The organism is Saccharopolyspora taberi, from assembly GCF_039534165.1.
GTDB classification, from domain to species: Bacteria; Actinomycetota; Actinomycetes; order Mycobacteriales; family Pseudonocardiaceae; genus Saccharopolyspora_D; species Saccharopolyspora_D taberi.
The window spans coordinates 14,866-39,567 of sequence record NZ_BAAAUX010000006.1; the positions used below are offsets into that span (position 1 = coordinate 14,866).

A 24,702-nucleotide genomic window follows, 5' to 3' on the forward strand; every position below is an offset into this window, starting at 1 on the left:
CACCTCCGCGCCACCAGGCTAAGTGACCGGCACCACATCGCGCAGCGGTCGTCAGCCGCCGACCTTGGAGCAGGTGGTGGTGACCTGCTCGTACTTCTCCAGCTGGGTGCCGATCCACTGGGCGCTGGACTCCAGGGTCACCTCGCCGTTGGCGACGCGCTCCACCGAAGACTGCACGTCGATCAGGTTCTGCTTGAGGGCCTGGTCGCTGGTCTGCTCCGCGAGCTTGCGGATCTCCTCGACCTTGGCCTGGGCGTCGGCCTGGGCCTGCTGCGGGTCGGCGAAGTTGGGCATGAAGCTCGCGATGTTGATCGCCTGCACGCACGCGGCTCCGGCGTCCAGGTCCTCCTGCGCCTGCTGGATCCCGTCCTGGGCCTCCTGCGCCCCCTGCTGGAGCTCGCCGCACGCGGCCAGAGCGCCCAGCAGCGGCAGCGCGACCGCCGCCACCGCCAACCTGATTCGGGCTCGCATCGTTCCTCCGGTCTGCGAAGTCGGCGCCTGGTGCTTCCGACTTTCGTCACCCTATCGGCACTCGCGGCCCGGATGGGCGTTTTGCCGGATCATCACTCCGGTGCCGGGTTGATCCAGGCCATCACCTCGGGCGGCAGGTCCAGCTGGGCGAGCCAGGGCGCGGCCCCCACCCGGTAGAGCACGACCGAGCTGAGCACCACCGCCACGATGGTCAGACCGGGGCCGACCAGCACCATCTCCACCCTGCCGCCGGTGCGCATGCGCAGTGCCTTCGGCGGAGCCACCGGGTACCAGGTCTTGCCGCCGAGCGGGACCGGCCACAGCATCGGGCAGCCCTGCTCGGTGATGGCGTCGCCGATGAAGTGCGCCACGCAGCCGATCATCACCGCGACCCCGAACGCGGCGGCGTTGGTCGGCTGGTCCCCGGCCCACGCCCAGCAGGCCAGGGTCAGCACCAGCGAGGCGGCGGTGATCAGGATCGCGTCCTTGCGCGAGCTCCAGTTGTGCATGAGGCCGCGCACCGCCAGGCCGGCGAAGAAGAACATCAGGACGGCCAGCGCGGTCCCGGCGCTGGACTGCACGATCGCGGTGGTGAGCAGCCCGGCGAGCACGGCGAAGACGATGGTGTGGGTGAAGCCGCGGTGGGTGCCGTCCCGGTCGCTGTCGCGCTTGGTGCGGGTGAGGCGGTAGGTGAACCCGCTGAAGCCGCTGATGGCGGCCGAGACGCCGCGCGAGACCGCGCCGAAGGTGCTGGCCACCGTCGACTTGGGGTGGTCGATGTCGGGCAGCAGCGCGGCCCCGGCCGACAGGGTCGCGCCGACGACCCAGGTCTTGGGGGTTAACTGGCCGATCGCATGGGTGTCTGCGAGCGTGGTCACCGCCGCCCACGCGGCCAGCCCGCTCATCGCATGCGTTGGTCCCGTCGCCATGGGCCCTCCTCCGATCACCTGTTCGAGGGTCGAGCGTAGAAGAAGATCTTCCCGTGTGAGGGAGGCGCGGTGGGGCCGGGTGCGGTCGGTCCGGGTTTCTGGGCGGTTCGGCGGGGCCGCGTGATCCGGCCGTTCGGCGGGACCGCGTGATTCGCCACGTTCCGCCACGACCGGGTGGGAGAATCGACCCCGTTAGCAGTACGCTTGTACCGCTTGCATTCTCGCGAGAGGAGCACCCCGCCACATGAGCAAGATCAAGGTCCAGGGCACCGTCGCCGAGCTCGACGGCGACGAGATGACGCGGATCATCTGGTCCTTCATCAAGGACAAGCTGATCCACCCCTATCTGGACATCAACCTCGACTACTACGACCTCGGCATCGAGCACCGTGACGCCACCGACGACCAGGTCACCGTCGACGCCGCGAACGCCATCGCCAAGCACGGCGTGGGCGTGAAGTGCGCCACCATCACCCCGGACGAGGCCCGGGTGGAGGAGTTCGGCCTGAAGAAGATGTGGCGGAGCCCGAACGGGACCATCCGCAACATCCTCGGTGGTGTCATCTTCCGCGAGCCGATCGTCATCTCCAACATCCCGCGGTACGTACCGACCTGGACCAAGCCGATCGTCATCGGCCGTCACGCCCACGGCGACCAGTACAAGGCCACCGACTTCAAGGTCCCCGGCCCGGGCACCGTGACCGTCACCTACACCCCGGACGACGGCGGCGAGCCGCTGGAGTTCGAGGTCGCCAAGTTCGGCGAGGACGGCGGCGTGGCGATGGCCATGTACAACTACAAGCGCTCCATCGAGGAGTTCGCCCGCGCCTCGTTCCGCTACGGCCTGGAGCGCGGCTACCCGGTGTACATGTCCACCAAGAACACGATCCTCAAGGCCTACGACGGCGTGTTCAAGGACGTGTTCGAAGAGGTCTTCGAGAACGAGTACAAGGCCGACTTCGACGCCAAGGGCCTGACCTACGAGCACCGGCTCATCGACGACATGGTCGCCACCGCGATGAAGTGGGAGGGCGGCTACGTCTGGGCGTGCAAGAACTACGACGGTGACGTCCAGTCCGACACGGTCGCGCAGGGCTTCGGCTCGCTGGGCCTGATGACCTCGGTGCTGATGACCGAGGACGGCAAGGTGGAGGCCGAGGCCGCGCACGGCACGGTCACCCGGCACTACCGCCAGCACCAGCAGGGCAAGCCGACCTCGACCAACCCGATCGCCTCGATCTTCGCCTGGACCCGCGGTCTGCAGCACCGCGGCAAGCTGGACTCGACCCCCGAGGTCGTCGGCTTCGCCGAGGCGCTGGAGCAGGTCGTCATCGAGACCGTCGAGAGCGGCAGGATGACCAAGGACCTCGCGCTGCTGGTCGGTGGCGACCAGGGCTTCCAGACCACCGAGGAGTTCCTGGCCACGCTGGACGAGAACCTGCAGAAGAAGATGGCCGACCGCTGACCCCGGTCCAAGCCGACGCTGACGCCGCTCCCACCCGCTGGGGGCGGCGTTTTCGCGTTTCAGGAGCAGGCCAGCAGCTCGGCCAGGGAGCCGGCGTCGGTGTGTTCGCCAGGTGAGAGACGGCGCAACGCTGTGCGGAACGCGTCGCCGTCGAACGCCAGGCGCTCCAACTCGTCGTGCATGCGCCGGATCATCTTGGTGACCTGGTCGGGATGTCCGAGCTGACCGTAGGCCCATGCCTCGTTGCAGTTGATTATGGCCAGCTCGACCGGGCAGTCCAGCTCCTGGCCGATGATCTGCGCGAGCTGGAAGCACTTGAGCGACTCGTGCGGGACTTGCACGTACAAGTACACCCGGCCCATCCGGTAGAGCACGCTGAGGAGCAGGTAGGAGTAACCGCTCTGGTGGGCCAGGCTGATCGCTCGCAGGAAGTGCGCCCGAGTGGAAGCCAGCTCCCCGTCGTCGAAGGCCGCCCACCCGGCGAGGTTGTGCAGTTCCCCCACCACGGCGAGCAGGCGACGGCCGTGTTCGTCCGCGCCGTCGGATCCGATCAGGTGCTCGCCCCAGCTGACCTCGGCCACGACGACCGCCCGCCAGCCGTCGGCCGCGACCACTTCGGCCAGCAGCGACGCCGCTTTCTCCAGATCCGCCACGTCCTCTTCGGTCACCGGCAGCGGATGCAGATCCGAGGGCGGCAGCCACGGGCCCTCCGACTCGAACTGCACGCCCATGGTCGCGGCTGCGGCGTGGGCGAGGAAACGCCGTTGTGCGCGCCGTTCCTCGTCGTCGTCCCGGCTCGGGAGCCTCTTGCGGTGGAGCCGGGCGAGCCGGTCGGCGGCGTCGCCGAGACCGTTCTCGGCGGCGATGCGGAACTGGCTCGCCGCGCCGCGGAGGTCGCCCAGGCGTTCGTACTTCTCCCCGGCCAGGTAGGCGAGCTCGTCCGCGGCGAGCAGGCGCAGGACCTCGTCGCTCATCACTCCTCCTCGCTGAGCAGGGCCTTCAGTGCCTTCCGCGACCGGCTGAGCCGAGTCTTGACCGCGTCGACCTCCACGCAGAGGATCCCGGCGATCTCCGCTGTGGAGTAGCCGAGCAGGTGCAGGTTGACCGCTGCGGCGTTGCCGTCCGACAGCCGCCGGATCGCCGCGTGCAGGTCGAGGCGGCCCGCGGCCTCCTCGGCCGGGCCGCGGTGCGAGCCCGCGTCTTCGGTGAGTGCGGTCTGGCGCAGGTCGCGTGCCTGCCAGGCTCGCATGAGCCGCACGGCCACCTTGATCGTCCACGCCTCGGGCTTGTCGTAGCCCCGGATCCTGGACCACAGTTCGCGCGTCTTCACCAGGGCTTCCTGCGCGGCGTCCTCGACGTACCTGGTGTCGTCGGTCATCGACGCCAGGACCGCGCAGATCCTGGGGCGGCAGTCCCGGTAGAACTGCTCGAACGATTCCTCGGCGGCTCGCACCCCGTGCGCACCACGAGCACTGGCTCCTCGGCTCCCCACGCGACGATCTCTCCTCCGCTCGGCATCCCGTTCAGTGCCGCAGTGATCGTTTTCCGCCGCTCGCGCTCGGAGGAGATCCGCGCGTGGTGCACGAGGACCGCGCGGAGCGCCAGCACCGCAGCCACCGCCGAGGAGAGTTCGACCAACTCCTGCATCGTTGTTCCCTTCCCGGTTGCGAGCACTTCACGTGTAACAGGGCTCGCGGCCGCGAAAGGTGACATCGGCGGTGCGTTCGAACCGGGTGCTGACCGACCGCACACCCCGCGCGTGTGGGCGACCCCCGACGCGCTGAACCGGGGGCGCGGGCCTTCCGGCGCGGATCCCGGCCGGTGAAGCTGGATGTGCCTCATGACCAGGAGGAACATCATGTTCGGTCTGGGAAAGCCGGTGTTGTACGGGATTGGCGCGGTGCTGGTGTTCGTCTGGCTGACCAGCGGCCACGCGGGCGGGTTCCTGAAGCGGCCGGAGCCCTGCCGGTTCCAGGTGACCGCCGACGTGCTCAACGTCCGCGGCGGGCCGGCGGTCGGCGAGCCCCAGGTCGGCTCGCTCACCGGCGGCGAGCAGGTCACCGGCACGGCGACCGTGGTCGACGGCTTCCGCGACCTCGGCGGCGGCCGCTGGGTGTCCGACGAGTTCGTCACCCCGGCGCCGGGCAGCAGCTGCTGACCGCCGGAACCGCGCTCCGGCCCGGTTCGTTTGCCCGGGCGGAAGACCAACCGCGCGGAATCGGGGGAATTCGATGCCCTACCAGTACAAGGTCGTGGAGCTCCGGGAGAAGTGGCTCGGCGGCAAGATGTCCGGCGAGAAGCTCGAACGGGTGCTCAACGAACACGCCGCGCAGGGCTGGCAGCTCAAGGCGATCACCGGCGCCGACGTCAAGGGCCGCCTCGGCCCCGGCGGCGTCGAGGGCCTGCTCGTGACGTTCGAGCGCCCGGCCTGACCCCGGGTGCCGGGCGGCGATCACCGCTCCGCTACCCTTGGCGGAGCCGGCGGTCGCCGCCCGGCACAACTGAATAGGCGCAGAATAGGCGCAGAACAGGCGCGATTAGCTCAGTGGGAGAGCGCTACCTTGACACGGTAGAGGTCACTGGTTCAATCCCAGTATCGCGCACCAAAGATTCGTGCAGGTCAGCTAAAGGGCAGACCTCGTCGCGTGGCCACTGGCTGATCAGATGCTGTGGTGTGGGCAGCACACTCGTGAAAGTTTCGAGATTTTCGCGGCTGCCCTGGCCAAGGCGGGGCGCCGACTCCCCCTGCTATGACCTATTCCGTATCGCAGCTTGCCCGCGTGTTGAAGACTGCGGCATGGCGCATCGTCACCCTCGACGAGGCTACGACGCACATGTTGTGGCGACAAAGCGAACTGCGCGTGGCAGCTGGTGACACGTGGGGCGAACGGAGCTGGTTGTGACAGCACGACCTCCGCCGCGCTGAACACTACAGGGACTTCAAGCAGTCAAAGGACTATGATGCTGATTCTCTTACCGTTGTGCACGTTCGCCTTGATGTAGTTCGGATTGCTGTTGAAGGGAATTGTCCAAGTGCCGGTCGCACTGCATTCGACTTGAATATGACCGATTACCCTGCGAATACCGGATTCGGAGTGCGTGCTGAAGTGCACGGTAAGCGTTCCGGCGACCTGGGCGCAGGATCCTGTGCCGATCTTCTCGATGTAATACCACGCGTCAGGCCCCGGCGGAAGGCTTCCTTCGGGCGTGACCGTCCCTGACGGCACGCTGGAGCCTCCTTGGTCGTGGTAGACGCATGTCACATCGGTCGAGTCGACCTGCACTTCTTCCGCCCTTTCGTTCTCGATTCGCCATGCTCCACCGAGGAAAGGCGGCTCGACTTGTGGCGCGGAGAAGGATGACCCAGGAGAATCTGCGGCGTTTGCTCCGGGCGTCGATATCGGCATAAAGGACACAAGCAGTGCCGACGTGATTGCAAGTACCCATGCCATCCAGGATCACCCTTCTCATCGCTTGACGCCCATCAAGGAGATGGGAGGAGCATCTCAACCTGCATTGGTCCTGACGATGAGATACTTGGTGACGTCACCAGCCGGGATGGGCGTTAGCCAGTTTCCCGGATCCGTCTTATCGGGCGACCAGCCGTCTCCGAGGGAGAAGTTTGCGATGTGCTTGGTGACTTTGGAGCCGGTGAAATCGATGATCGCTCCACCGGTGTTCGTCGTCACCAGCACGGTTCCCTCATTTATCGTCTCCGTTGCGAAAAAGGCGATGAACTTGACGATCGGCGTAAAGGTGATAGCGGAGATCCCGTTGCTCGGAAATGCGTTGTAAGGCTTAACTTCGCCGGCCTCGTCCAGCGTGCACAGGCCGCACGAGAATTTGCTTTCCCTCACCTCGTTGTCGACGGTGAGCGATCCGTCCGGCGCCTGTCCTGAATAGATGTCTCCGGTCGCGTTTTCGCGGAAAATTCTCAGCAAGTCCTTCAAGTTCAGCTTGGTGTACGGAGTGTAGTTGTCAATTCCCTGGCCCACTTCTGGAACCACCTTTGGGCGAGTGTAGAGGTTGTAGGTCTCCGTCCACCACGGGTCCATTTGATGCGTGATATGACTTCTGTCGTATGACCGCCAAACTGCGGGCTTCGCTTGATCGGTGCTCGTGGCTTCTACGGCCCGCATCATATATAGGGAATAATTATTATTGTACATTTCATCTACGTCGGGCTGCGGAATGATGATGTTGGGGTGATATTCCACCATTGCGACTCCTATGATAATTTCGCTGCGAGTGGAGCAATTATGAGGGTAACCAGGGGTGGCTGAAGGTGCAATAATGTCAACCATTGGGTTGACCGGCGTTGTTGGTCAATTATGGTAAGTCCTTCGTGCTCGCCATCGCGGACGGGTAATAGCGACCGGGTGGCAGCACCTTGAAGGCGGCACCGTTGGTAATCGAGGGCAAACGAACGGGGTAACAAGGCCCGGAGTGCTGGTCTTAAACAAGAACGCCTACCTGGCTGCGATGTCTCAACGACATCGGTGACATCGATGGACGGTGCCCGCGACGGAGAAACGTGATCAGCACGGCTTGACGGACTTGGTCGACCATCTCCAGCGCCGCCGACGGCCGACTTCCCTGCGAACTTGACCGTGCTGCCGCATCACCGACTGGCTGTCCGAACAGTCCGATCGGCACGCTTGTCACCACGGCGGGCGACCCGAGGATGCGGTGCGACTTGGGCGGGCGTCCAGATCGTCTTCTGGTCCTCGTTAATCGGGCGGGAGAGAGGTGTCCTGGAATGGATGAACCCTTGCCCTCCATCGAAGGAAGGCCGTGTGCTCGGAGGGGCGGAAGACGGCAGTGGCAGGTAGGTCTTGGAGTGTTGAACACAATTAGCGCCACACGCGCGAAAGGAGCACCTGCGATGTCCGCACGATGCGTGATCGGTAGGGCGGCGGCAGTGGGTACGGCCCTGGTGATGGCCTTCTCCACCCCCGCCACGGCAGCCGCCGCCCAGGGCACTTTTTGGGTGAACAACGTTCCGATTCTGATGGAACCCCTCGACTACGCTTGCTATCCCGTCGACTGGGCCAAGAACAACCAACTGCGTAACGAGACCAATCGGCGCGCCCACGTGTACAACCGACGGGGATGCGCGGAAAGGGATCTTGTCCTCGTTCTCGACCTGAATCAAGCACAAAGTCTGCCCTACTCGGCGGACGGCAGTGTGAAATTCATTCCAAAGTGAGTGCCTGAATCTCGATCGGCATCTCCGCGATCAGTTCAGTTGCGATGTTATTTCTGGGGCTGAGCTACTGCGTAACATGTGTTGTCCGGTAGTTGTGCGCCCAGCTTCGGTGCCAGATCTCCCACTCGGCTCCTGTTTTCGGGGCGACCTGCCACACGGAATCGATTTCGACGTTCTTTTTCAGTGCTGGGAACTCGGTGTTATACCAGACGCTGTCTGGTCTCACTGTATCGCCGAGCACGGTCCGCGCGCTGCACTTCGCTCCTTCCGCGAAGTACTGCGAGTATTCCCTCCATTTCTCGTGATCATTTGGGTCTGGCTCGGGTATATGCTGTTCCGCGAGCTTGGCGGCGAGCGTGAACCCATGTTTCTCGCTCGCCAGCCTTTCCGCGTAGGGCTGCACACTTTGACCGTCGACGGTGCCGGACCAGAACCACGCCTGGTCACATTCTGTCTTCAATTTCTCCTTGACGTCGTTGATCTGCGGCGACCAGGTCGGCGCCGCGACGGTCGATGCGGCTGTCGGTACGGCTACGGCCGCCGGTCCGGAAAAGAACAGGGCCAGAGCGACTAGTGCTGCAGAAATCTTCATGGCCAGGATCGTCACATCGGTTCGGATTGCTCGCTGAGGTAATCACCCCACGGAGGACGGTGCCGAACGACGGACGAGGGCCATGATGTGCCTGAACCGTAAAGGAAAACCACGCACTGGCGTTTGACAATGCAGTCACCCGCTGAGGTCACCGAGCATCCCCATTCGAGTCAGGTCACCTGTCGTCGCCGACGAACGGTGCCCGGCAGGGAGATTTCGCCGGGAACCTTTTTGCGATTGCTTGGCGACGAAACCGTTGAGTTGGTGCCGGGATCGCCGAGTCCGGCGGGATGATAGGAGAAAGGTTCAGGTCCGCGGCGTCCGTCCTGTCAAGAGGCGGAACCCGGAAATCACCCCGCCGGAAGTCGCTCCGCGACGCGCCCCAGGGCGTCGGTGACGAGGTCCCAGAAAGGCGCCTGGTCGAGTTCGGTGGCTACGCGGGTGGTCTTCTCAGCGGCGTTGAAGTCCGTGACGGTCATCCCTGCGGTGAAGCGGCCCGTCGTCTCCACGTCCACGTGAGCCGGGCGGGTGGTGAACAGGTGCGGGGCGATCGCGTAGGCCACGGCGCAGGCGTCGTGCAGGGCCGGGCCCAGCCTGCGGGCGTCCGGGCCCGCGAAGGCGTCGAGGCAGGGCGTGAGCAGGTCTCGGTCGAGGCGGCCCAGGGCGGCGAACCGGGCGCGGACCTCCCCGGTGGCACGGGCCTGGGTGGTCAGGTCGAGTCCTATTAGGACGGTCTCCCACGGTGCTCCCAGGGCGACCGCCGCCGCTTCCGGGTCGGCGTGGACGTTGAACTCCGCGGCCGGGGTGACGTTGCCGCGGGTGTACGAGCCGCCCATGACCACGAATTCCCTGGCCCACCGCGCGATCCTGGGTTCCTTGCGCAGGGCCAGCGCGATGTTGGTCAGCGGGCCGACCGCCACCAGGCTGATCTGCCCGGGGGCCTCCGCGAGGGTGTCGATGATGAAGTCCACCGCGTGGTCGGGGATCGGCTTCGACTCGGGTTCCGGCAGGACCGCGTCGCCGAGGCCGGTCGGGCCGTGCACGTGCTTGGCCGTCAGCCGGTCCCGGACCAGCGGGCGGTCGGCTCCCGCCGCGATCGGCGCGTCGATGCCGTAGAAGTCCGCCAGCTTCAGGGCGTTCGCGGTGGTGTGCTCCAGTTCGACGTTGCCCGCCACCGTGGTCAGGCCGGCGATCTCCAGTTCCGGGCTGCCGTGCGCCAGACCGATCGCGAGCGCGTCGTCGATTCCCGGGTCGCAGTCGAGCAGGATCCGCTTCATCTCGGGGCCTCCGCGGGGATCTCGGAATGCACCAGCCTGCCTTCGAGCCTGCGGTAGCGCAGCATCGGCAGCTCGGGCTCGCGTTCCACCCGGTCGGCGACGAAGTGGACGCCGAGCTCGGCCATCGAACCGAGCAGGACCTCCACCACCGCGCGCGCCAGCGGTGCGCCGGGGCAGTGGTGCGGGCCGACGCCGAAGCTGAGCGAGCGGGCCTGCCCCTTGCGGTGCCGGATCTCCAGCGGCTCGGGGAAGTGGTCCGGGTCCAGGTTCGCCGTGCCGAGGCACAGCACCACCCGGTCGCCGGTGTCGAGCTGGTGCGGACCGACGGCCGCCGGGCGGCGGACGTAGCGGCTGGCGAACCGGAACGGCGTCGCCAGCCGGAACACCTCCTCGCGGACCGCCTGCGGCGGCACGCTCGCCAGCACCTGCCCGGTCACCCGCTCCCCGGCGACCGCCAGGCTCGCGACGGTCGGCTCGTAGGCGCCGGTGACGATCTGCGTCAGCAGGGACGTCGCGGAGTCCGGGCCGAACCTCTCGTCGTCCCACAGCTTCGCCAGCCCCGCGACGAACGCCGACCCGGGTTCGGCCCGCGCACCGCGCAGCCACTCGCGCAGTTCGGCGATCGCCGCCAGGGCGGCGTCCACCCGGTCCATCTCCAGCCGCGGGGTGGCCAGCTCGTCCATGACGACGTTGCCCAGTTCCACCAGCCGGTCGGCGTCGGCGCGTCCGGTCAGCGCCGCCACCGCCTCCCGCGCCAGCGGGCGCGCGATCCGCGCTATCCAGTCGAACGGCGATTCCCCCGCTTCGACCAACCGGCTGGTCGCCAGTTTCCGGCACGTTTCGGTCAGTTCCGGTGTGACGACTCCGCGGAGCAGTCGCAGCGCGGCGTGCCGCATTCGCTTGTGGTGGTCGCCATCGGAGAAGACCGGCCAGTGCGAGAAGAAATCCTTGAGTGCCGACCGGCGCTCGGCGTCCTGTTCGTCCAGCAGCCCGATCCTCGGGTCCGACGAGCGCTGACTCCAGAAGTCGGGGTCGAGCAGCATGTTTCTGACATCGTCCGCGCGGAGTGCGTAAACGGCGTTTTTCTCCGCGTCCCACTGGTACGGGCAGCCCTGCGCTGATTTCGCCATCGAACGGGTCGGATCACTTGAACTGAAGTCCGCGAACAAGTCAAGCATGGGTCTTTTCCCCGCCGGTTCCGGACAACGCCTCCTGTTTACGCCGAGCGGCGGATTTGGCTCGCCTCCAGGCATGCAGCATCACTGCTTCGAAATCCCATTCCGGTACCTGCTTGGAAAGGACCGCGATGCGTCGCAGGACGTCCTCGTCGCCGAGGATCCCCGCCACCCCCTCCGCCACCGTGACGTGCTCGTCCGGTCGCCACACGACCTCGACGCCGTCGCCGGGGCTGAGCTCTCCTTCTTCGAGAACGCGCAGGTAGGCGCCGGGTCGGCGGGTCGCGTTGAAGGTCGGCCCCCACTGCTTCTCGCGCATCCACGCGCCGAACGTGCCGCACGCCATGCGCGGCGCCGTGACCTCCGCGAGGACGTTGCCGATCCGCCACCGCTCGGCCAGCAGCGCGCCGCTGACGTCGAATCCGCGAAGGGTCAGATTTTCCCCGAACATGCCGTCGCGCAAGGGCCGGTTCAGCCGTTCGGACCACCAATCGAGGTCCTCTCGCGCATATGCGTACAACGCCTGGCCCGCGCCGCCGTGGATGACGTCGGCCTGTTCGTCACCGGCCAGACCCAGTTTGGTCACCGCAATGCTGGTGGTGACCGGGAGCTTTTCGATCGCCGACTCGTTCCGGCGGGCGCCCCAGTTGGTCTCCACGCACTTTCCGGTGTTGATCGAAATTATTTTGCCCACGGCTCTGGAGCGTACGTTGGCGCCCCTTCGGGTCCCATCGATTCCCGTTGGTTTTGTCAAGTCGAACACCGGAATGGGAACCTGACAAACCCCGTTCTCGTTTCTTTACACCGCCGACCGCCCCGGCGACGATCGAGGCGGACTGCGGGGGATTGCGCCGCAGAATCGATTGGTGCTGCCGGAAATCGCCGCGAATGCGGCAAGCACAGCGCTCGGCCGCGGGCCGACTGGAAGGAAGAGCAAATGAGCCGTTTCGAGGGCATGTGGGACCACTTCTGGACCGACCTTCCCGACGCCGCGGGCACCTCGCCGTGGGACGTGGACCCGAACTACGTGGCGCACGCCCACCTGCACCTGTTCGGCAGCGTCCTCGACCCGTCCCAGCCCGTGATCGACGTCGGGTGCGGTGACGGCGGGCAGACCGTGGCCATCGCCAAGCACTTCAACCGGGTGGTCGGCGTGGACGCGGCGCCGCACGCGCTGGACCGGGCCAGGAAGTTCAACTCCGGCCCCGGGATCACCTACGAGCAGCTGGACCTGCTGCACCCCGAGCAGGCCGCCGCGCTGCACGACCGGATCGGCGACGCCGGCCTGTACGTCCGCACGGTCCTGCACGCCTTCAAGCCCGACGAGCTCAAGCTCGCCGCGGCCTCGCTGGCGAACCTGGCAGGCGACACCGGCGGCGCGTTCTTCTACGAGCTGGCGCCGAGCAGCCGGGAGTTCATCCTCGACCTGCTCGAGCGCGGTGTCACCCCGCCGGACAAGTTCCGGTTCGTCTTCGACCGCGTTCCGCTGCCCGAGTCCCGGGAGGAGGGCGCGTTGCAGCGGGAGCTCGAAGCCGTCGGGTTCGACATCGTCTCGACCGGGCCCATCGACTACCAGGGCACCGTGTCGGTCGGCGAGCGCCGGGTGAACGTCCCGTCGTTCTTCGTGGTCGCCCAGGCGAAGGGCCGCAAGTAGCAGCCGTGGCGCCACCTTCCCCCGGTCGCGGGGAAAGGTGGCGCACTCGGTGGGTCAGACGAGTTCCCTGGGACCGGCGAGCTCGGCCTGCCGGGCAGCGACCTCGCGCACCGCGCGCCTGCGCGCGGCGATGCCGCCGGTGATGAGCGCGGCGGCGACGAAGAACTCGATGCCCGCCGCGATGGTCAGCACCGGGCCCGCTCCGTAGGAGCTGATGACGAGTCCCCCGAGGCTGGCGCCGAGCGTGATCCCGGCGTAGTTGGCCGAGGAAGCCAGCGACAGCGCGGTCACGCGGTCCTCCGGAGCGCGCGTGATGAACATCCGCTGCTGCGGCGCGTTCGTCGCCCACGCGCTGACGCTCCAGAACGCGACGACGACGAACAGGATCACGACCGCGTTCAGCGGTCCCGGCGCCAGCCAGCCGGTCACGGCCAGCGCGAGGAAGGCGACTCCCTTGCCGCCGACGCTGGCCACGAGCGTTCGCCGCGGCCCCCAGAGGTCCGCGCCGACCCCGCCCAGGCGGACGCCGACGATCGCGGCCACGCCGAAGGTGAGCAGCACCGCGGTCAGCCAGCCGCCGTGCACGTTGGCGATCTCGGCCGCGATCTGGCTGATGTAGGTGTAGGCCATGAAACCGCCGGTGAACCACAGGACGGTCATGCCCACCATCGACCAGATCGCCGGTTTGCGCAGGACCACGAGCCGTTCGCCGCGGTCCGGGCGCTGTTGCGGTTGCACGTGGCCGAACGTGCGCCACAGCCCCAGCGCGACGATTCCACTGAGGACGGACACGAAGACGAAAGCTCCGCGCCATCCGGCCACGTTGGCGATGAGCGATCCCAGCGGAACGCCGAGGGCGGTCGCCAGGGTCATCCCGCCGGGGACGTAGGCCAGTGCCCGGCCCTGCCGGTCCGGCGGCACCAGCGAAGCGGCGACCGAGGCCGCCGTCGGCGTGAAGGCCGCCGCGAAGCACGCCGTCACCAGGCGTCCCACGGCCAGCATCGGGTAGGTCGATGCCACGACGAGCGCCAGGTCCGTCAGCGCCACTCCGCAGAGCGCGGCGACGAGCACGGTCCTGGCGTTGAACCTGCGGGTTGCGAAAGACATCAGCGGGGCCGCCACCGCGTAGGCGATGGCGAAGAAGCTCACCAGTTGCCCGGCGGTGGCGACGGGCACCGAGAGGTCCTCCGCGATCTGCGGCAGCAGCCCCGCGACGAGATAGGCGTCCGTTCCTACCGTGAACGCCCCGAGAGCCAGTAATACGAGTCTAAGTTGTGCTGGTTGCATCCGTGTTTTTCATGAGAGATGTGTCAGTTGGGCAATAGAGGGCCCCGCAGCACTCGGTCGCGCAACTCCGTTCTGCTCAGTTTTCCGTTGTCGGTGCGGGGAAGTCCCTCCGCGAGGACGGTCACGCTCCGCGGGACCTTGTACGGCGCGAGCTCCGCCCGCGCCGCGGAGATGAGTTCTTCTTCCAGGACCCCCAGATCCTGATCCGCCTTGGGAACGACGAAGGCGCGCAGTTTGCTCGCCCCGTCCTCATCCGGTACCGACATCACGGCGCACTCGGCTATTCCCCCGTGGCGGGAGAGAATCATCTCGATTTCGACCGGGGACACGGTGATCCCGCCGACCATCTCCAGGTCGTCGGTGCGCCCGAGGTACCAGACGTGGCCGCCTTCGTCGGTGGTCACCCGGTCCCTGGTGTTGAACCACCCGTCGACCAGGACCTCGGCCGTGGCCTCGGGGCGGTTCAGGTAACCGCGCAGCAGCGTCGGTCCGCGCACCCACAGCTCGCCCTCCCCGCCGGGGCCGACGTCCTCGCCGTTCTCGTCGCGGACTTCGAGCTCGTAGCCCGGGACCGCGACGCCGAGCGAGCCGGGTGTGTTGTGGGTGACCGTGTTCGCGCAGAAGGCGTGCCCGACCTCGGTGCACCCGAGCTGGTCGAGGACCGGTGCGGACAGCAGCGCGCCGGCCCGCTCGCCGAGCTCGGGCGTCAGCGGTTCGCCCGCCGACACCGCCGCGCGGATGCTGCGGAACTCCTCGGGATTGCCCTGGCGGACCAGCTTCGCGTACGCGGACGGGACCGCGTACAGCAGCGTCACGCGGTGCCGCTCGACCGCCGCGCGGATGTCCTCTGGCGTCGGCCGTTCCGGGATCAGCACCGCCGACGACCCGCTCATCAGCGGGAACGCCAGCGCGTTGCCGAAGCCGTAGGCGAAGTACAGCTTCGACAGCGACAGGTGCACGTCGTCGGGCCCGACGTGGAAGACGCCTTCCCCGACGAGCCGGTGGTACAGCACCGGATCCTCGTGCGCGTGCACCACGCCCTTGGGGGTTCCGGTCGTTCCGGAGGTGTACTGGATGTAGAGCGGTTCGTCGGGCGGAACGTCCTTGGGCGGCAACGGTTCCCGGGTTCGCGCGCCGTCCAGCACCTCGCCGGCGTCCACGCCGATTCCGGGGAAGTGGGCGACGACGTCCTCGTCGGCAACCGCGAGCACCGCCCCGCTGTCCGCGGCGATGTGCCCGTGCTCGGGTGCGGTCAGCAGCGGGTTGGCCAGGACCGCGGTGGCGCCCAGCCGCGCGACGGCCAGGAAGGTCGCCACCAGGCCGATCCCGTCGCGCTGGGCCACCACGACCCGCTGTCCGGCCGAGACCGACCGGGCCGCCAGCTCGCCCGCGAGCCCGGCCGCCAGGTCGTGGACCTCGCCGTGGGTCCACCAGGACCCGCCCGCGTGGAAGGCGGGCCGGTCCCGCCAGCCGTGCTCGTCCACCTGCCTGAGCGCACTTGCCACGAAGTTCATCGCCACACCGCCTTGGTCTCGGGGAGCGGGAGGGCGAGCCGGTCCAGGATCGTCCTCCACTGCTCGGCGCGAACGGCCGCCCCCGCCTTGATCGGGGCGCCAACCCATTCGGTCACCGGCCGGATTCCGTTGAGAGCACTGGTGAACCACACTTCGCGTCCGTCCAAATCGGACACATTGACCCGCCGGTACGCGACGGGATGGCCGTGCACGCCCGCGATCTCGCGCACCAGCTTGCTGGTGACCGCGGGCAGCAGCGGGAGGTCGCGGGCGGGGAAGCACAGCCGGTCCCCCTCCCACCACATGACGCTGGAGCGCGCCCCCTCGATGACGGTGCCCTCCAGCGTCGTGATCAGCGCTTCCTCCGCGCCGTGCTCGGCGGCGCGCTCCCGCAGGTCCAGCAGGCGCTGGAGGTCCGGCCCCTTCCGCTGCGGGAACAGCCGCGGGTCGGGGGAGTCCGAGATCCACACCCGCAGGTCGCCCGCGGTGGTCGGGGCGGGCCGCAGCCGGAGCCGCATCCGCTGCTCCGGGCCGTGCGCGACCTCGATCCGGGGGAACCAGCGGCCTGCCCGCGGCATCGCGGCCAGCGTCTGGGTCCAGAACTTGGTGAGGGCGCCGGACGCGAAGTGCGTCGCTTCGGCACAGCCGTGCGCGAACCGCTGCCAGTGCCGTTCGATCGCGCGGACCGCTCCGTTGTCGATGAGCCAGGACTCGGCGACCAGCAGTGTCCCGCCGGCGTTCGCCGCGGGGACCAGCTGACCGGTGTTCTGGTCCCATTCCAGGACCAGCTCGTCGGTTCCCTCGCTGGGCGTGAGCACCGGGGCGGACATCAGTACCGGCCCCTGGAGCTCTGCGCCCGGCCGGTCTTCGCACCGTACGGCGCGTTCTCCAGCCAGCGCCCCAGGGACGGCAACAGCGGGGCGAACCTGGCGGCGGCCAGCTGCTTGAACCGCCGCCCGGGCTGCGGGCGCAGCTGGCGCAGGGCTTCGGCGGCAGCGTCCCGGTTGAACAGGGCCGCGTCCCGGCGGTCCCGGTCGAACTCGGCCACCGCGTCCCGCCGCCCGGAGTCCAGGCCCGCCCTGATCGCCCCGGCAGCCGCCGCGGCGTCGGCGATGCCGCTGTTGAGCCCCCGCGCGCCGAACGGCGGGAACAGGTGGGCGGCCTCGCCGACCAGCAGGACCCGCCGGTGCTCGTCGGTGAAGGTGTTCGCGACGACCTGCTGGAACGTGTACTTGGAAACCCAGAGCACGTTGTCGCGGTGGCGTTCGGGCAGCACCTTCCCGAGCCACTCCCGGACGCCGCCGGTGGTGGCGAACTCCTCGGCGGAGTCGGACTCCCGGCACTGCAGGTCCACCTGGAAGCCGCCCGCGAACGGCACGAACAGGACGGTGCGCCCGCCCAGCTCAGGGTGCTCGTAGTGCAGCACCCGCTCCAGCGACCTGGACGGCGAGTCGTCGCGGATGTCCACGACGACGTGGAAACCCTCCGCCCGGTCGCCTTCCAGCTTGATCCCCAAGGACTTGCGCACCGCCGAGCGCGCCCCGTCGGCGCCGATGACGTACTCCGCCGACCACGTGCCGCCGTCGCCGACGGTGACCTCCACGCCGTCGTCCTGGGGCCGCACCGACGTGACTGGGCTGTCCCAGACGAACTCCACCCCCGCGTCGTGGCAGTACTTGCGCAGGAACCGCTCGGTGTCGACCTGGCGCAGGCTGGTGAACGGCGGGAACCCGGCGAACTCCGCCCCCGCGTAGGTCCGGCTGAACACCTGCCTGCCGCGGAAGTACGTGCTCCGGCTCGTCCACAGCACACCGTGCTCGTTGATCTCGGTGCCCAGCCCGGGGCTCATCTCCTCCAGGTGCCGCAGCGATTCCCGGTGCACGAAGAGCGCCCGGCTGCCGGGGCGTTCGCGGTCCACCGGGTCCGCCTCCAGCACCACCGCCGGGAGCCCCTGGGCTCGGACCGCCAGCGCGGCGGTCAGCCCCACGGGCCCGGCTCCCACGATCAGCACCGGGCGTTGGTCATGCTTGCCCACGTTTACCTCGTTTCGCCGTGGAGTCCGGGACTACCGCGCCCGGTCCGGGAAGGTCGTTGCGAGCAGGCGGAGCATGGCCTCGGACTTCACCGCGGTCTCCTCGTACTCCGCGTCCGGGTCGGACAGCGCGATGATCGCGCCGCCGACGCCGAAGTGGGCGCCGTTGGGCGTCGTCGTCAGGGTGCGGATGACGATGCTGAAATCGGCCGCCCCGGACAGGGAGAAGTACCCGATGGCTCCGGAGTAGACCCCGCGCGGACCCGCCTCGAACTCGTCGATGATCTCCATGGTCCGGATCTTGGGGGCACCCGTCATGGAGCCGCCGGGGAAGCTGGACCGCACGCACGCGACCGGCGACCGGTCGGTGCGCAGCGTGGCGCGGACGGTGCTCACCAGCTGGTGGACCCTGGCGTAGGTCTCGACGTCGAAGAGCTTGTCGACCTTGACCGAGCCGATCTCGGCGGTGCGGCCGAGGTCGTTGCGCACCAGGTCGACGATCATCAGGTTCTCCGCCTGGTCCTTCTCGTTGGTGGCGAGCTCCTGGCGCAGCCGCTCGTCCTCCACCGGGTCCGCCGAGCGCGGGCGGGTTCCCTTGATCGGCTTGGACTCGACGATCCGGTTCCGGTCGATGCTCAGGAACCGCTCCGGCGAGGTGCTGAGCACGGCGACGTCGTCGAACCGCAGGAACGCCGCGAACGGCGCCGGGCTGGTCCGGCGCAGGAACCGGTACGCCTCCCACGAGTCGAGCCGTTCGGGGGTGGAGACCATGTTGGTCAGGCACACCTCGTAGGTCTCGCCCGCGTCGATCGCGTCCTTGCTGTCCTGGATGAGCTTGAGGTAGTCGTCCCGGCCGTGGCGCAGCGAGAGCGGAGCGCGGATCGGCTGCGGCTCCGGTTCGGGCACCGCGGGCCCGGGGTCGGCGTGCAGGGCGCGCAGCGCCGACTCGGTCTCGTCGAGCCAGCGGGCGGCGCGTTCGTCGCCGCCGCGGTCGGCCAGGACGAGCAGGTGCACCTGCTGTTCGACGTGGTCGAAGACGATGCCGCGGTCGGCGAAGACCATCGCCGCGTCCGGGGTCTCCGCCTCGTGCGCGGCGCGCGCCCCGCACTCGGCCTTCAGCTCGTAGCCCAGGTACCCGACCCAGCCGAGCGCGAACTCGAACGGCAGCTCCGGGACGCGCACCCGCCGCCGGGCCAGGTCCCGCTCGATCCAGTCGAAGAAGCCGCTCTCCAGCTGCTGCACGCCGGACCGGGACCGGACCGTCACGACGCCGTTGGCGACGTCGGCGGTGGCGACCGCCGACCGCGGGCCCGCCGCGTCGCCCATGAAGGAGTAGCGCCCGAACTCACCGTCCACTTTGGAGCTGTCCAGCCAGAAGGCGTCCGCCGAGGTGCCGTGGAACGCGGTGAAGACCCGCTCGGCGTCGACCTCGACGTCCAGCCGTCGGTGCAGGACTTCCATCTGGGTTGGCTCCTTTTCGGTTTCCGCCGCGGCGCGCGGACCCACCGCGGTCGCGGCGCTCGTCGCGCGGCTCCTGGTCCGCTGCCACTCGGCCGTCAGGCGGTTGAAGTTCCGCAGGAGGTCGTGGCCGTGCTCGGTGCAGATCGACTCCGGGTGGAACTGGACGCCCCAGGCGGGCCGGGTCCGGTGCCGCACCCCCATGAGCACCCCGTCGTCCGACCACGCGACCGCCTCCAGCGAGTCGGGCAGCTCGCTGACCGCGAGCGAGTGGTAGCGCACGACCTTGAACGGCGACGGCAGCCCCTCGAACAGGCCGGCTCCGTCGTGGCTGACCGCGGACAGCCGCCCGTGCCGCACCTCCGGCGCGTTGTCCACGGCGCCGCCGTCGAGGTGGCACAGGGCCTGGTGTCCCAGGCAGATCCCGAGCACCGGGATCTCGGCCCGGCGGATCACGTCGGCGCTGAGCCCGAGGTCCCGCGACCGCTGCGGGCGGCCCGGTCCGGGGGAGATCACCACGTTGTCGAACTCGGCCAGCCTGCCGGGCGTCCAGCCGGGGTCGTCGTGGGTGATCACGACCGGTTCCTCACCACTGATCTCGGCGAGGTAGTGGGCGATGTTGTAGGTGAACGAGTCGTAGTTGTCGATCAGCAGAGTGCGCATCGTTCCTCCGAAGGCAGCACTGCCGCCCACGTGGTCGACGTGGGTCGGCTCGCCGGGTCACAGCCGAAAGTGCGGTTCGAACCGGGGCGGACCGGTGCCCCGGCATCGGTGCGCGTCGCCCCGGGTGCGGTGGCGCCCGCGCGCGGGTGGTCCGCTCACGCGTTCTGATCGGCTTTGATCCGCTCCGCCAGCTCCAGCCGCTTGACCTTCCAGGTCGCGGTGCGCGGGACGGCGGTGAAGGGCAGCTGGATCGGGTCGCGCAGGAACGGCATGTCCGCGACCGCGCGCTTCCACCGGTCGGCGTCCAGCGGCGCGTCACCGTGCACGCAGACGACCGGCACCGGCGCGCCTTCGGCGTCGGGGATCACGACGACCTCGGACAGCTCGTCCAGCAGCGACAGCAGCTTGTCCTCCAGCTCCAGGTTGCTGTCCACGGCGTCGATCTGGTCGACCTCGCGGTCCAGCAGGTGCAGGCGTCCCCAGCGGTCCACCTGGCCCATGTCGCCCATGAGCCACCAGCGGCCGTCGACCTGGCGGGCGTACCGGGCGTGCTCGCCGACGTAGGTCCTGGCCCGGCCGCGGGTGAACACCTGGACGTAGCCGACCTCGCCGCGCGGTCGCGGCCGCCCCTGCGCGTCGACGGCGCGGACGCCGGTCAGCGGCCACAGCGGACGGCCGACGCACCGGCCGTCGATCGACGCGGCGCTCTTCCGGGTGTACCTGCGCGCCGTGATGGGGCCGGTCTCGCTCTGGCCGTACAACTGCACGTACATCGGTCCGCGCCGCGCGGAACCGTCCAGGAGCCGCTGGACGGTGCGCGGATGAATCGCGTCGAACGTGCTGGTGAAGTAGCGGACGTTCGCCAGCGGGCGCCGCTTGCTGTCCACAAGGGACTCCCACATGACGAAGTTGTTCGGATAGGTCTCCAGCAGCGCGGGCTTGGTGCGGGCGAGGATTTCCTCGGCGTTGTCGGTGGCCGGATCCGACAGCAGCACCAGCGGCATTCCCTTGCGCAGCGCGACACCCAGCGAGTGGTACGAGCGGGAGTGCGCGTAGGAGGTGCAGAAAGCGGCCGTCTCGCTGCGCGGGATGCGCGCCGCCAGGGCCATCTGGGGCAGCAGGCGCCACCACATCGCGTTCGGCGTGTGGGCGACGAACTTGGGAATCCCGGTCGTCCCGGAGGTGTGGGTGATCAGCGCGACTTCCCGCGGATGGATGCGGGTGGGCCGGAAATCGGCGGAGCGCGAACCGTTCGGTTGCGCGTCGCTGACGAAGGTGTGCGCCACCAGGTCGTCGATCGGCTGGTCGCGGAGTTCTCCGGCGAGCTTCGCGGTGTCGGTGATCAGCCACGGGTCACCCAGCCGCTCCAGCAGCGCGGCCACCACGCCGCCGTCCAGTCCGGGGGACAGCAGCACCGGGGTCGCGCCGATCCGGGAGGCCGCGGAGGTCAGCAGGGCCAGGTCGAAGTTCTCCGTCTTGTGGACCGCGACCTGCTGGCCCGCCCGCAGGCCCGCCGCCCACAGCCGGGCGCACAACTCGTCCACCAGCGCGGCCAGTTCGGAGAACGTGTAGGTGTCCGTCGTGGAGTCGAACGAAGCCAGCGGCCGGTCGAGCACGACAGGCGTTTTCCCGTGTCGCATGGACGCTTCGTGGAACATCGTTCCGAGCGAGAACTCGAACGAATGCAGCACCTGGCTCAGCAAGGGAATTCCACACCCTTCCTCTTACGCAGTTGACGCGCGAAGGTTCCCGATGGGTCTTTATGTCCCCGGTGACATCGATCCATAGCCGCGAATCGATTTATAGCCGCAACATCATCGATACATGGCCCCGGCATCATCGAGTGACCACGCCTTGGCATTCCCCCAGAGCGGATAGCAGCCCCCCGTGCTCGACTCCACGGAGGGGAACAAGTGGAACGTTACAGACATGAATTCCACTGCCGCTCCGCCGGAAGGATGAAGCCAAAAGTGGTCACCGTCATATTTACAGTGATTTGGACCACACTTCAAGATGGTTCCTTGCCGGTGGTATCGAACTCATGATCAGCTCGCGTTTACGAGATCAAGCTGGGGAAATGTGAATTAGCCACCGCAAATGCCACAGGGAAAAGCCGGGATTGTGCGCGGAACCGGTCGGGCGGTCTGTTTACCACTTCGCACGGAAGTCGGTTCGGCCGGCCGCGGGCGGCCCCGGGATGACGCTAGTCTGCGATCAACGACGACCTGCCCGCTCCCGCCCGGTCGACCCCGACCGCACCGGTCCGGCACCGGCGCGGTCCGGAGATCGCCGCATCCCGACTTCGGCTGCAGAACCGCCGAACCGGCAGTGCACGCACTGGCCGACCAACGTCAGATCGAAAGGAAGTTAGCCCCGTGACCGGATCTTCGCGCGTCGTTCTCCCCAAGGTGACGCCGGACAACTACGCCGCCATGCGGAAGCTCAAGGACACCGTGGTCGCCGGTGCAACGAAGGCCGGCATCGAACCTCTGCTCATCGACCTCGTCAACATGCGCGCCTCGCAGATCAACGGCTGCACGCTCTGCCTGGACATGCACTCGAAGGAGGCCAGGGCCAAGGGCGAGACCGAGCAGCGGCTCTACGTGCTCAGCGCCTGGCGGGAGGCCCCGTTCTTCACCCAGCGCGAGCGCGTCGCCCTGGAGCTGACCGAGGCGATCACGCTGGTCCACGACGGCCAGGTCGCCGACGACGTCTACGACCTCGCGGCCAAGGAGTTCAGCGAGGACGAGCTGAGCCAGCTCATCTGGGTGATCATCGTGATGAACAACCTCAACCGGGTCGCGATCACCACCCGGATGCAGCCCGCCAAGGACTGAACCCCCGGGTCGTCGGCCGCCGCGCGCCGCGGTGGCCGGCGACCGCGCATCCGCCCGCCACCCCGGCAAACTGGGAAAGGTTTCTCCAACAGTGCTTCAGGAAAAGTCCGCAGCCTTCCGAGAGCTGCACAAGCCGGGTGCGCCGGTCGTGCTCGGCAACATCTGGGACGCCCTCGGCGCCCGCGCCGCCGAGGAGGCGGGTTTCCCGGCAGTGGCGACCACCAGCGAGACGGTGGCCCGTTCGCTCGGTTACGAGGACTTCGAGGCCGCGCCCGCCGACGAGATGCTGGCCGCTGCCGCCCGCATCGCCGGGGCCGTGTCCGTCCCGGTGACCGTGGACGTGGAGTCCGGCTACGGGCTGGAGCCCGCGGAACTGGTGGCCCGCCTGGTCAAGATCGGCGCCGCCGGTCTCAACATCGAGGACACCGACTACCGCGCGGACAAGCTCGCCGACCCCGCCGACCAGGCCCGCCGCATCGCCGGGATCCGCGAGGCCGCCGAGAAGATCGGCGTTCCGCTGGTGATCAACGCGCGGACCGACGTGTTCCTGCGCGCCGTCACCACCGGCGCGGCCGAGTCGTCGGCGGTCGACGAGGCCGTCGCGCGCGGCAAGGAGTACCTCGCCGCGGGCGCAGACGTCGTTTACCCGCTGCTGGCCAGCGAGGAGCAGATCATCGGTTCGCTGGTCGAGCAGCTGGGCCCGATCAACGTGCTGGCCACCCCGGTCGCCCCGAGCATCGAGCGGCTCGCCGAGCTCGGCGTCACCCGGGTCTCCCTCGGCCCCGGCCTCGGCCGCGGCTACGAGGGCTGGCTGAAGGAGGAGCTGACCGGGCTCGCCGCCAAGGCCAAGGCGCTGGGCTGAGCCGCGGCGCCGGGCCGACCGGCAGCTGAGCGGGTTTCCGGTGCGGTCGCACCGGAAACCCGCCACCCGGCAGTGCTGCGGAGCTCGCCAGGAGCCGGTGCGGGGCAGCCTCCCGGCGGCGAGCCGAGCGGATCAACTCCCGCGCACCGCGCGGTCCTGAGCCGCCACCGAACACGTCCGCGGGGCCGGCGGAATCGGCCCGCACTCGGTGGCGTCAACGAGTGTGCCTCCACGAATCGACTGTCCCGAGCGGTACCACACGCCCAAGGAAGTGGTCAGCATGCAGCACAAGATCGCCCTGGAAGAACACTGGGACTCCCCGGAGTTCAACGCCACCGCAAGCCATTACTCCGATTCCGGTTACGTGGAGCGGGTCCAGCTTCGCCTGGAGGAAGTCGACCAGCGGGTGGCGGACATGGACCGCAACGGGATCGGGATCTCGATCCTCTCGCTGACCCAGCCCGGGATCGAGGCCGTCCTCGACCCCGCCAAGGCCGTCGACGCGGCCCGCAGGATGAACGACCACGCCGCGGAGAAGCTCGTCGGCAGGTACCCGGACCGGCTGCGCGCCTTCGCCGCCGTGCCGTTGCAGGACCCGGAGAAGGCCGCCGAGGAGGTGGAGCGGGCCGTCCGCGACCTCGGGTTCCTCGGCGTGATGGTCAACGGCTACAGCAACATCGGTGACGAGGACACCGCGCAGTACCTCGACGAGCCCGCGGTCGAGCCGTTCTGGGCGAAGGTCGAGGAGCTGGGCGTCCCGGTCTACCTGCACCCGCGCCGACCGCTGCCCAGCCAGCAGCGGATCTACCAGGGCTACGAGGGAATCCTCGGTTCGCCGTGGGGATTCGGCCTCGAGACCGCCACGCACGCGGTCCGGCTGATCCTCAGTGGACTGTTCGACCGGCACCCCGGCGCCAACGTCATCCTCGGGCACCTCGGCGAGGCGCTGCCGTTCACGCTGCCCCGGCTCGAACACCGGGTGCGCCACCAGCGCAACGGCACCTACGGCAAGCACGAGAAGGAGCCGACCGAGTACCTGCGCAACAACTTCTACCTCACCACCAGCGGTGTGCTCCGGCCGCAGACGCTGCTGAGCACCCTGCTGGAGGTCGGCGCCGACCGCGTCCTGTTCTCCGTGGACTACCCGTACGAGTCCATGGACGAGATGGTCCCCTGGTTCGAGGGGGTGCCGATCAGCGAGAACGACCGCCTGAAGATCGGCAGGACGAACGCCGAGCGGCTGTTCGGCCTCGGCAGGCCGGCCACGGCACCATGAC

General features: G+C 68.4%; 24 protein-coding genes and 1 tRNA gene. 9 read left to right on the forward strand and 16 right to left on the reverse strand.

The window, feature by feature from the left end; translation table 11 throughout:
• Positions 1 to 51: 51 nt before the first annotated feature.
• A complete protein-coding gene (locus ABD691_RS06350; RefSeq protein WP_344678481.1) occupies positions 52 to 471 on the reverse strand; it encodes a hypothetical protein in 420 nt (139 codons plus the stop codon).
• Between the two features lie 92 nt (positions 472 to 563).
• Complete coding sequence (locus ABD691_RS06355) at positions 564 to 1,400, reverse strand: metal-dependent hydrolase (RefSeq protein WP_344678482.1); 837 nt, start codon at positions 1,398 to 1,400, stop codon at positions 564 to 566.
• 244 nt (positions 1,401 to 1,644) lie between these two features.
• On the opposite strand from ABD691_RS06355, the gene ABD691_RS06360 reads away from it, so the two are divergent.
• A complete protein-coding gene (locus ABD691_RS06360) occupies positions 1,645 to 2,865 on the forward strand; it encodes an NADP-dependent isocitrate dehydrogenase (protein ID WP_344678483.1) in 1,221 nt (406 codons plus the stop codon).
• Positions 2,866 to 2,924: 59 nt separating this feature from the next.
• Here ABD691_RS06360 and ABD691_RS06365 read toward each other — a convergent pair whose 3' ends face one another.
• Positions 2,925 to 3,839: an NsdA family TPR-like regulatory protein gene (locus ABD691_RS06365; RefSeq protein WP_344678484.1), complete on the reverse strand. Its 915-nt coding sequence runs from the start codon at positions 3,837 to 3,839 to the stop codon at positions 2,925 to 2,927.
• Positions 3,839 to 4,357, reverse strand: a complete 519-nt coding sequence (locus tag ABD691_RS06370) for a sigma-70 family RNA polymerase sigma factor (RefSeq protein ID WP_344678485.1) — start codon at positions 4,355 to 4,357, stop codon at positions 3,839 to 3,841. The genes ABD691_RS06365 and ABD691_RS06370 overlap by 1 nt, the downstream gene beginning before the upstream one ends.
• Positions 4,358 to 4,723: 366 nt before the next feature.
• Between ABD691_RS06370 and ABD691_RS06375 the strand changes: the two genes are divergently transcribed.
• The 3 genes from ABD691_RS06375 to ABD691_RS06385 all read left to right on the forward strand — a co-directional run bounded on the left by ABD691_RS06375 (position 4,724) and on the right by ABD691_RS06385 (position 5,471).
• Entirely contained in the window at positions 4,724 to 5,023 is a 300-nt protein-coding gene (locus ABD691_RS06375; protein ID WP_344678486.1) for an SH3 domain-containing protein, read from the forward strand.
• A gap of 73 nt (positions 5,024 to 5,096) precedes the next feature.
• The gene (locus ABD691_RS06380; protein ID WP_344678487.1) at positions 5,097 to 5,297 is read left to right on the forward strand and encodes a DUF4177 domain-containing protein; all 201 of its coding nucleotides are present in this window, start codon (positions 5,097 to 5,099) and stop codon (positions 5,295 to 5,297) included.
• Positions 5,298 to 5,396: 99 nt separating this feature from the next.
• Positions 5,397 to 5,471: transfer RNA gene (locus tag ABD691_RS06385), tRNA-Val, on the forward strand.
• Between the two features lie 342 nt (positions 5,472 to 5,813).
• Here ABD691_RS06385 and ABD691_RS06390 read toward each other — a convergent pair.
• Together ABD691_RS06390 and ABD691_RS06395 are read right to left on the reverse strand one after the other, a co-directional pair.
• Positions 5,814 to 6,317, reverse strand: a complete 504-nt coding sequence (locus ABD691_RS06390) for a hypothetical protein (RefSeq protein WP_344678489.1) — start codon at positions 6,315 to 6,317, stop codon at positions 5,814 to 5,816.
• A gap of 54 nt (positions 6,318 to 6,371) precedes the next feature.
• Positions 6,372 to 7,085, reverse strand: coding sequence for a hypothetical protein (locus ABD691_RS06395; protein ID WP_344678491.1), 714 nt, complete (start codon positions 7,083 to 7,085; stop codon positions 6,372 to 6,374).
• 665 nt (positions 7,086 to 7,750) lie between these two features.
• On the opposite strand from ABD691_RS06395, the gene ABD691_RS06400 reads away from it, so the two are divergent.
• Entirely contained in the window at positions 7,751 to 8,074 is a 324-nt protein-coding gene (locus tag ABD691_RS06400) for a hypothetical protein (protein ID WP_344678492.1), read from the forward strand.
• Positions 8,075 to 8,138: 64 nt separating this feature from the next.
• Here ABD691_RS06400 and ABD691_RS06405 read toward each other — a convergent pair whose 3' ends face one another.
• From ABD691_RS06405 to ABD691_RS06420, 4 genes are all read right to left on the reverse strand, one after another.
• Entirely contained in the window at positions 8,139 to 8,666 is a 528-nt protein-coding gene (locus ABD691_RS06405) for a hypothetical protein (RefSeq protein ID WP_344678493.1), read from the reverse strand.
• A 350-nt stretch (positions 8,667 to 9,016) separates the two neighbouring features.
• Positions 9,017 to 9,943, reverse strand: coding sequence for a nucleoside hydrolase (locus tag ABD691_RS06410; protein ID WP_344678494.1), 927 nt, complete (start codon positions 9,941 to 9,943; stop codon positions 9,017 to 9,019).
• Positions 9,940 to 10,986, reverse strand: coding sequence for a cytochrome P450 (locus ABD691_RS06415; RefSeq protein ID WP_344678495.1), 1,047 nt, complete (start codon positions 10,984 to 10,986; stop codon positions 9,940 to 9,942). Before ABD691_RS06415 ends, ABD691_RS06410 begins: the two co-directional genes overlap by 4 nt.
• A 127-nt stretch (positions 10,987 to 11,113) precedes the next feature.
• Positions 11,114 to 11,776 (reverse strand): MOSC domain-containing protein, encoded by a 663-nt coding sequence (locus ABD691_RS06420; RefSeq protein ID WP_344678496.1) that lies wholly within the window; start codon positions 11,774 to 11,776, stop codon positions 11,114 to 11,116.
• A gap of 279 nt (positions 11,777 to 12,055) precedes the next feature.
• Between ABD691_RS06420 and ABD691_RS06425 the strand changes: the two genes are divergently transcribed.
• Positions 12,056 to 12,772, forward strand: coding sequence for a class I SAM-dependent methyltransferase (locus ABD691_RS06425; protein ID WP_344678498.1), 717 nt, complete (start codon positions 12,056 to 12,058; stop codon positions 12,770 to 12,772).
• Between the two features lie 54 nt (positions 12,773 to 12,826).
• Here ABD691_RS06425 and ABD691_RS06430 read toward each other — a convergent pair whose 3' ends face one another.
• The 6 genes from ABD691_RS06430 to ABD691_RS06455 all read right to left on the reverse strand — a co-directional run bounded on the left by ABD691_RS06430 (position 12,827) and on the right by ABD691_RS06455 (position 21,366).
• Complete coding sequence (locus ABD691_RS06430) at positions 12,827 to 14,059, reverse strand: MFS transporter (RefSeq protein ID WP_344678499.1); 1,233 nt, start codon at positions 14,057 to 14,059, stop codon at positions 12,827 to 12,829.
• Between the two features lie 23 nt (positions 14,060 to 14,082).
• Positions 14,083 to 15,573: an AMP-binding protein gene (locus tag ABD691_RS06435; protein WP_344678500.1), complete on the reverse strand. Its 1,491-nt coding sequence runs from the start codon at positions 15,571 to 15,573 to the stop codon at positions 14,083 to 14,085.
• The gene (locus ABD691_RS06440) at positions 15,570 to 16,403 is read right to left on the reverse strand and encodes an aminotransferase class IV (RefSeq protein ID WP_344678502.1); all 834 of its coding nucleotides are present in this window, start codon (positions 16,401 to 16,403) and stop codon (positions 15,570 to 15,572) included. The genes ABD691_RS06435 and ABD691_RS06440 overlap by 4 nt, the downstream gene beginning before the upstream one ends.
• Positions 16,403 to 17,608 carry an FAD-dependent oxidoreductase gene (locus tag ABD691_RS06445; RefSeq protein ID WP_344678504.1) on the reverse strand — a complete coding sequence of 402 codons (1,206 nt, stop codon included), beginning with the start codon at positions 17,606 to 17,608 and terminating at the stop codon, positions 16,403 to 16,405. The genes ABD691_RS06440 and ABD691_RS06445 overlap by 1 nt, the downstream gene beginning before the upstream one ends.
• A gap of 30 nt (positions 17,609 to 17,638) precedes the next feature.
• Positions 17,639 to 19,726 (reverse strand): aminodeoxychorismate synthase component I, encoded by a 2,088-nt coding sequence (gene pabB, locus ABD691_RS06450; protein WP_344678505.1) that lies wholly within the window; start codon positions 19,724 to 19,726, stop codon positions 17,639 to 17,641.
• Between the two features lie 155 nt (positions 19,727 to 19,881).
• Positions 19,882 to 21,366, reverse strand: coding sequence for a class I adenylate-forming enzyme family protein (locus tag ABD691_RS06455; protein ID WP_344678506.1), 1,485 nt, complete (start codon positions 21,364 to 21,366; stop codon positions 19,882 to 19,884).
• A 735-nt stretch (positions 21,367 to 22,101) separates the two neighbouring features.
• Between ABD691_RS06455 and ABD691_RS06460 the strand changes: the two genes are divergently transcribed.
• From ABD691_RS06460 to ABD691_RS06470, 3 genes are all read left to right on the forward strand, one after another.
• Positions 22,102 to 22,563, forward strand: a complete 462-nt coding sequence (locus tag ABD691_RS06460; RefSeq protein WP_344678508.1) for a carboxymuconolactone decarboxylase family protein — start codon at positions 22,102 to 22,104, stop codon at positions 22,561 to 22,563.
• 91 nt (positions 22,564 to 22,654) lie between these two features.
• Positions 22,655 to 23,425, forward strand: a complete 771-nt coding sequence (locus ABD691_RS06465) for an isocitrate lyase/PEP mutase family protein (protein ID WP_344678509.1) — start codon at positions 22,655 to 22,657, stop codon at positions 23,423 to 23,425.
• Between the two features lie 280 nt (positions 23,426 to 23,705).
• Positions 23,706 to 24,701 (forward strand): amidohydrolase family protein, encoded by a 996-nt coding sequence (locus ABD691_RS06470; protein ID WP_344678510.1) that lies wholly within the window; start codon positions 23,706 to 23,708, stop codon positions 24,699 to 24,701.
• Position 24,702: the final 1 nt, after the last annotated feature.

Excerpts from the sequence above, each read along its gene's own strand:
- ABD691_RS06350 (WP_344678481.1), bottom strand. The coding sequence starts at position 471 with ATGCGAGCCCGAATCAGGTTGGCGGTGGCGGCGGTCGCGCTGCCGCTG.
- ABD691_RS06355 (WP_344678482.1), bottom strand. The coding sequence starts at position 1,400 with ATGGCGACGGGACCAACGCATGCGATGAGCGGGCTGGCCGCGTGGGCG.
- ABD691_RS06360 (WP_344678483.1), top strand. The coding sequence starts at position 1,645 with ATGAGCAAGATCAAGGTCCAGGGCACCGTCGCCGAGCTCGACGGCGAC.
- ABD691_RS06365 (WP_344678484.1), bottom strand. The coding sequence starts at position 3,839 with ATGAGCGACGAGGTCCTGCGCCTGCTCGCCGCGGACGAGCTCGCCTAC.
- ABD691_RS06375 (WP_344678486.1), top strand. The coding sequence starts at position 4,724 with ATGTTCGGTCTGGGAAAGCCGGTGTTGTACGGGATTGGCGCGGTGCTG.
- ABD691_RS06380 (WP_344678487.1), top strand. The coding sequence starts at position 5,097 with ATGCCCTACCAGTACAAGGTCGTGGAGCTCCGGGAGAAGTGGCTCGGC.
- ABD691_RS06390 (WP_344678489.1), bottom strand. The coding sequence starts at position 6,317 with ATGGCATGGGTACTTGCAATCACGTCGGCACTGCTTGTGTCCTTTATG.
- ABD691_RS06395 (WP_344678491.1), bottom strand. The coding sequence starts at position 7,085 with ATGGTGGAATATCACCCCAACATCATCATTCCGCAGCCCGACGTAGAT.
- ABD691_RS06400 (WP_344678492.1), top strand. The coding sequence starts at position 7,751 with ATGTCCGCACGATGCGTGATCGGTAGGGCGGCGGCAGTGGGTACGGCC.
- ABD691_RS06405 (WP_344678493.1), bottom strand. The coding sequence starts at position 8,666 with ATGAAGATTTCTGCAGCACTAGTCGCTCTGGCCCTGTTCTTTTCCGGA.
- ABD691_RS06410 (WP_344678494.1), bottom strand. The coding sequence starts at position 9,943 with ATGAAGCGGATCCTGCTCGACTGCGACCCGGGAATCGACGACGCGCTC.
- ABD691_RS06415 (WP_344678495.1), bottom strand. The coding sequence starts at position 10,986 with ATGCTGCTCGACCCCGACTTCTGGAGTCAGCGCTCGTCGGACCCGAGG.
- ABD691_RS06425 (WP_344678498.1), top strand. The coding sequence starts at position 12,056 with ATGAGCCGTTTCGAGGGCATGTGGGACCACTTCTGGACCGACCTTCCC.
- ABD691_RS06430 (WP_344678499.1), bottom strand. The coding sequence starts at position 14,059 with ATGCAACCAGCACAACTTAGACTCGTATTACTGGCTCTCGGGGCGTTC.
- ABD691_RS06435 (WP_344678500.1), bottom strand. The coding sequence starts at position 15,573 with ATGAACTTCGTGGCAAGTGCGCTCAGGCAGGTGGACGAGCACGGCTGG.
- ABD691_RS06440 (WP_344678502.1), bottom strand. The coding sequence starts at position 16,403 with ATGTCCGCCCCGGTGCTCACGCCCAGCGAGGGAACCGACGAGCTGGTC.
- pabB (WP_344678505.1), bottom strand. The coding sequence starts at position 19,726 with ATGCGCACTCTGCTGATCGACAACTACGACTCGTTCACCTACAACATC.
- ABD691_RS06455 (WP_344678506.1), bottom strand. The coding sequence starts at position 21,366 with ATGCGACACGGGAAAACGCCTGTCGTGCTCGACCGGCCGCTGGCTTCG.
- ABD691_RS06470 (WP_344678510.1), top strand. The coding sequence starts at position 23,706 with ATGCAGCACAAGATCGCCCTGGAAGAACACTGGGACTCCCCGGAGTTC.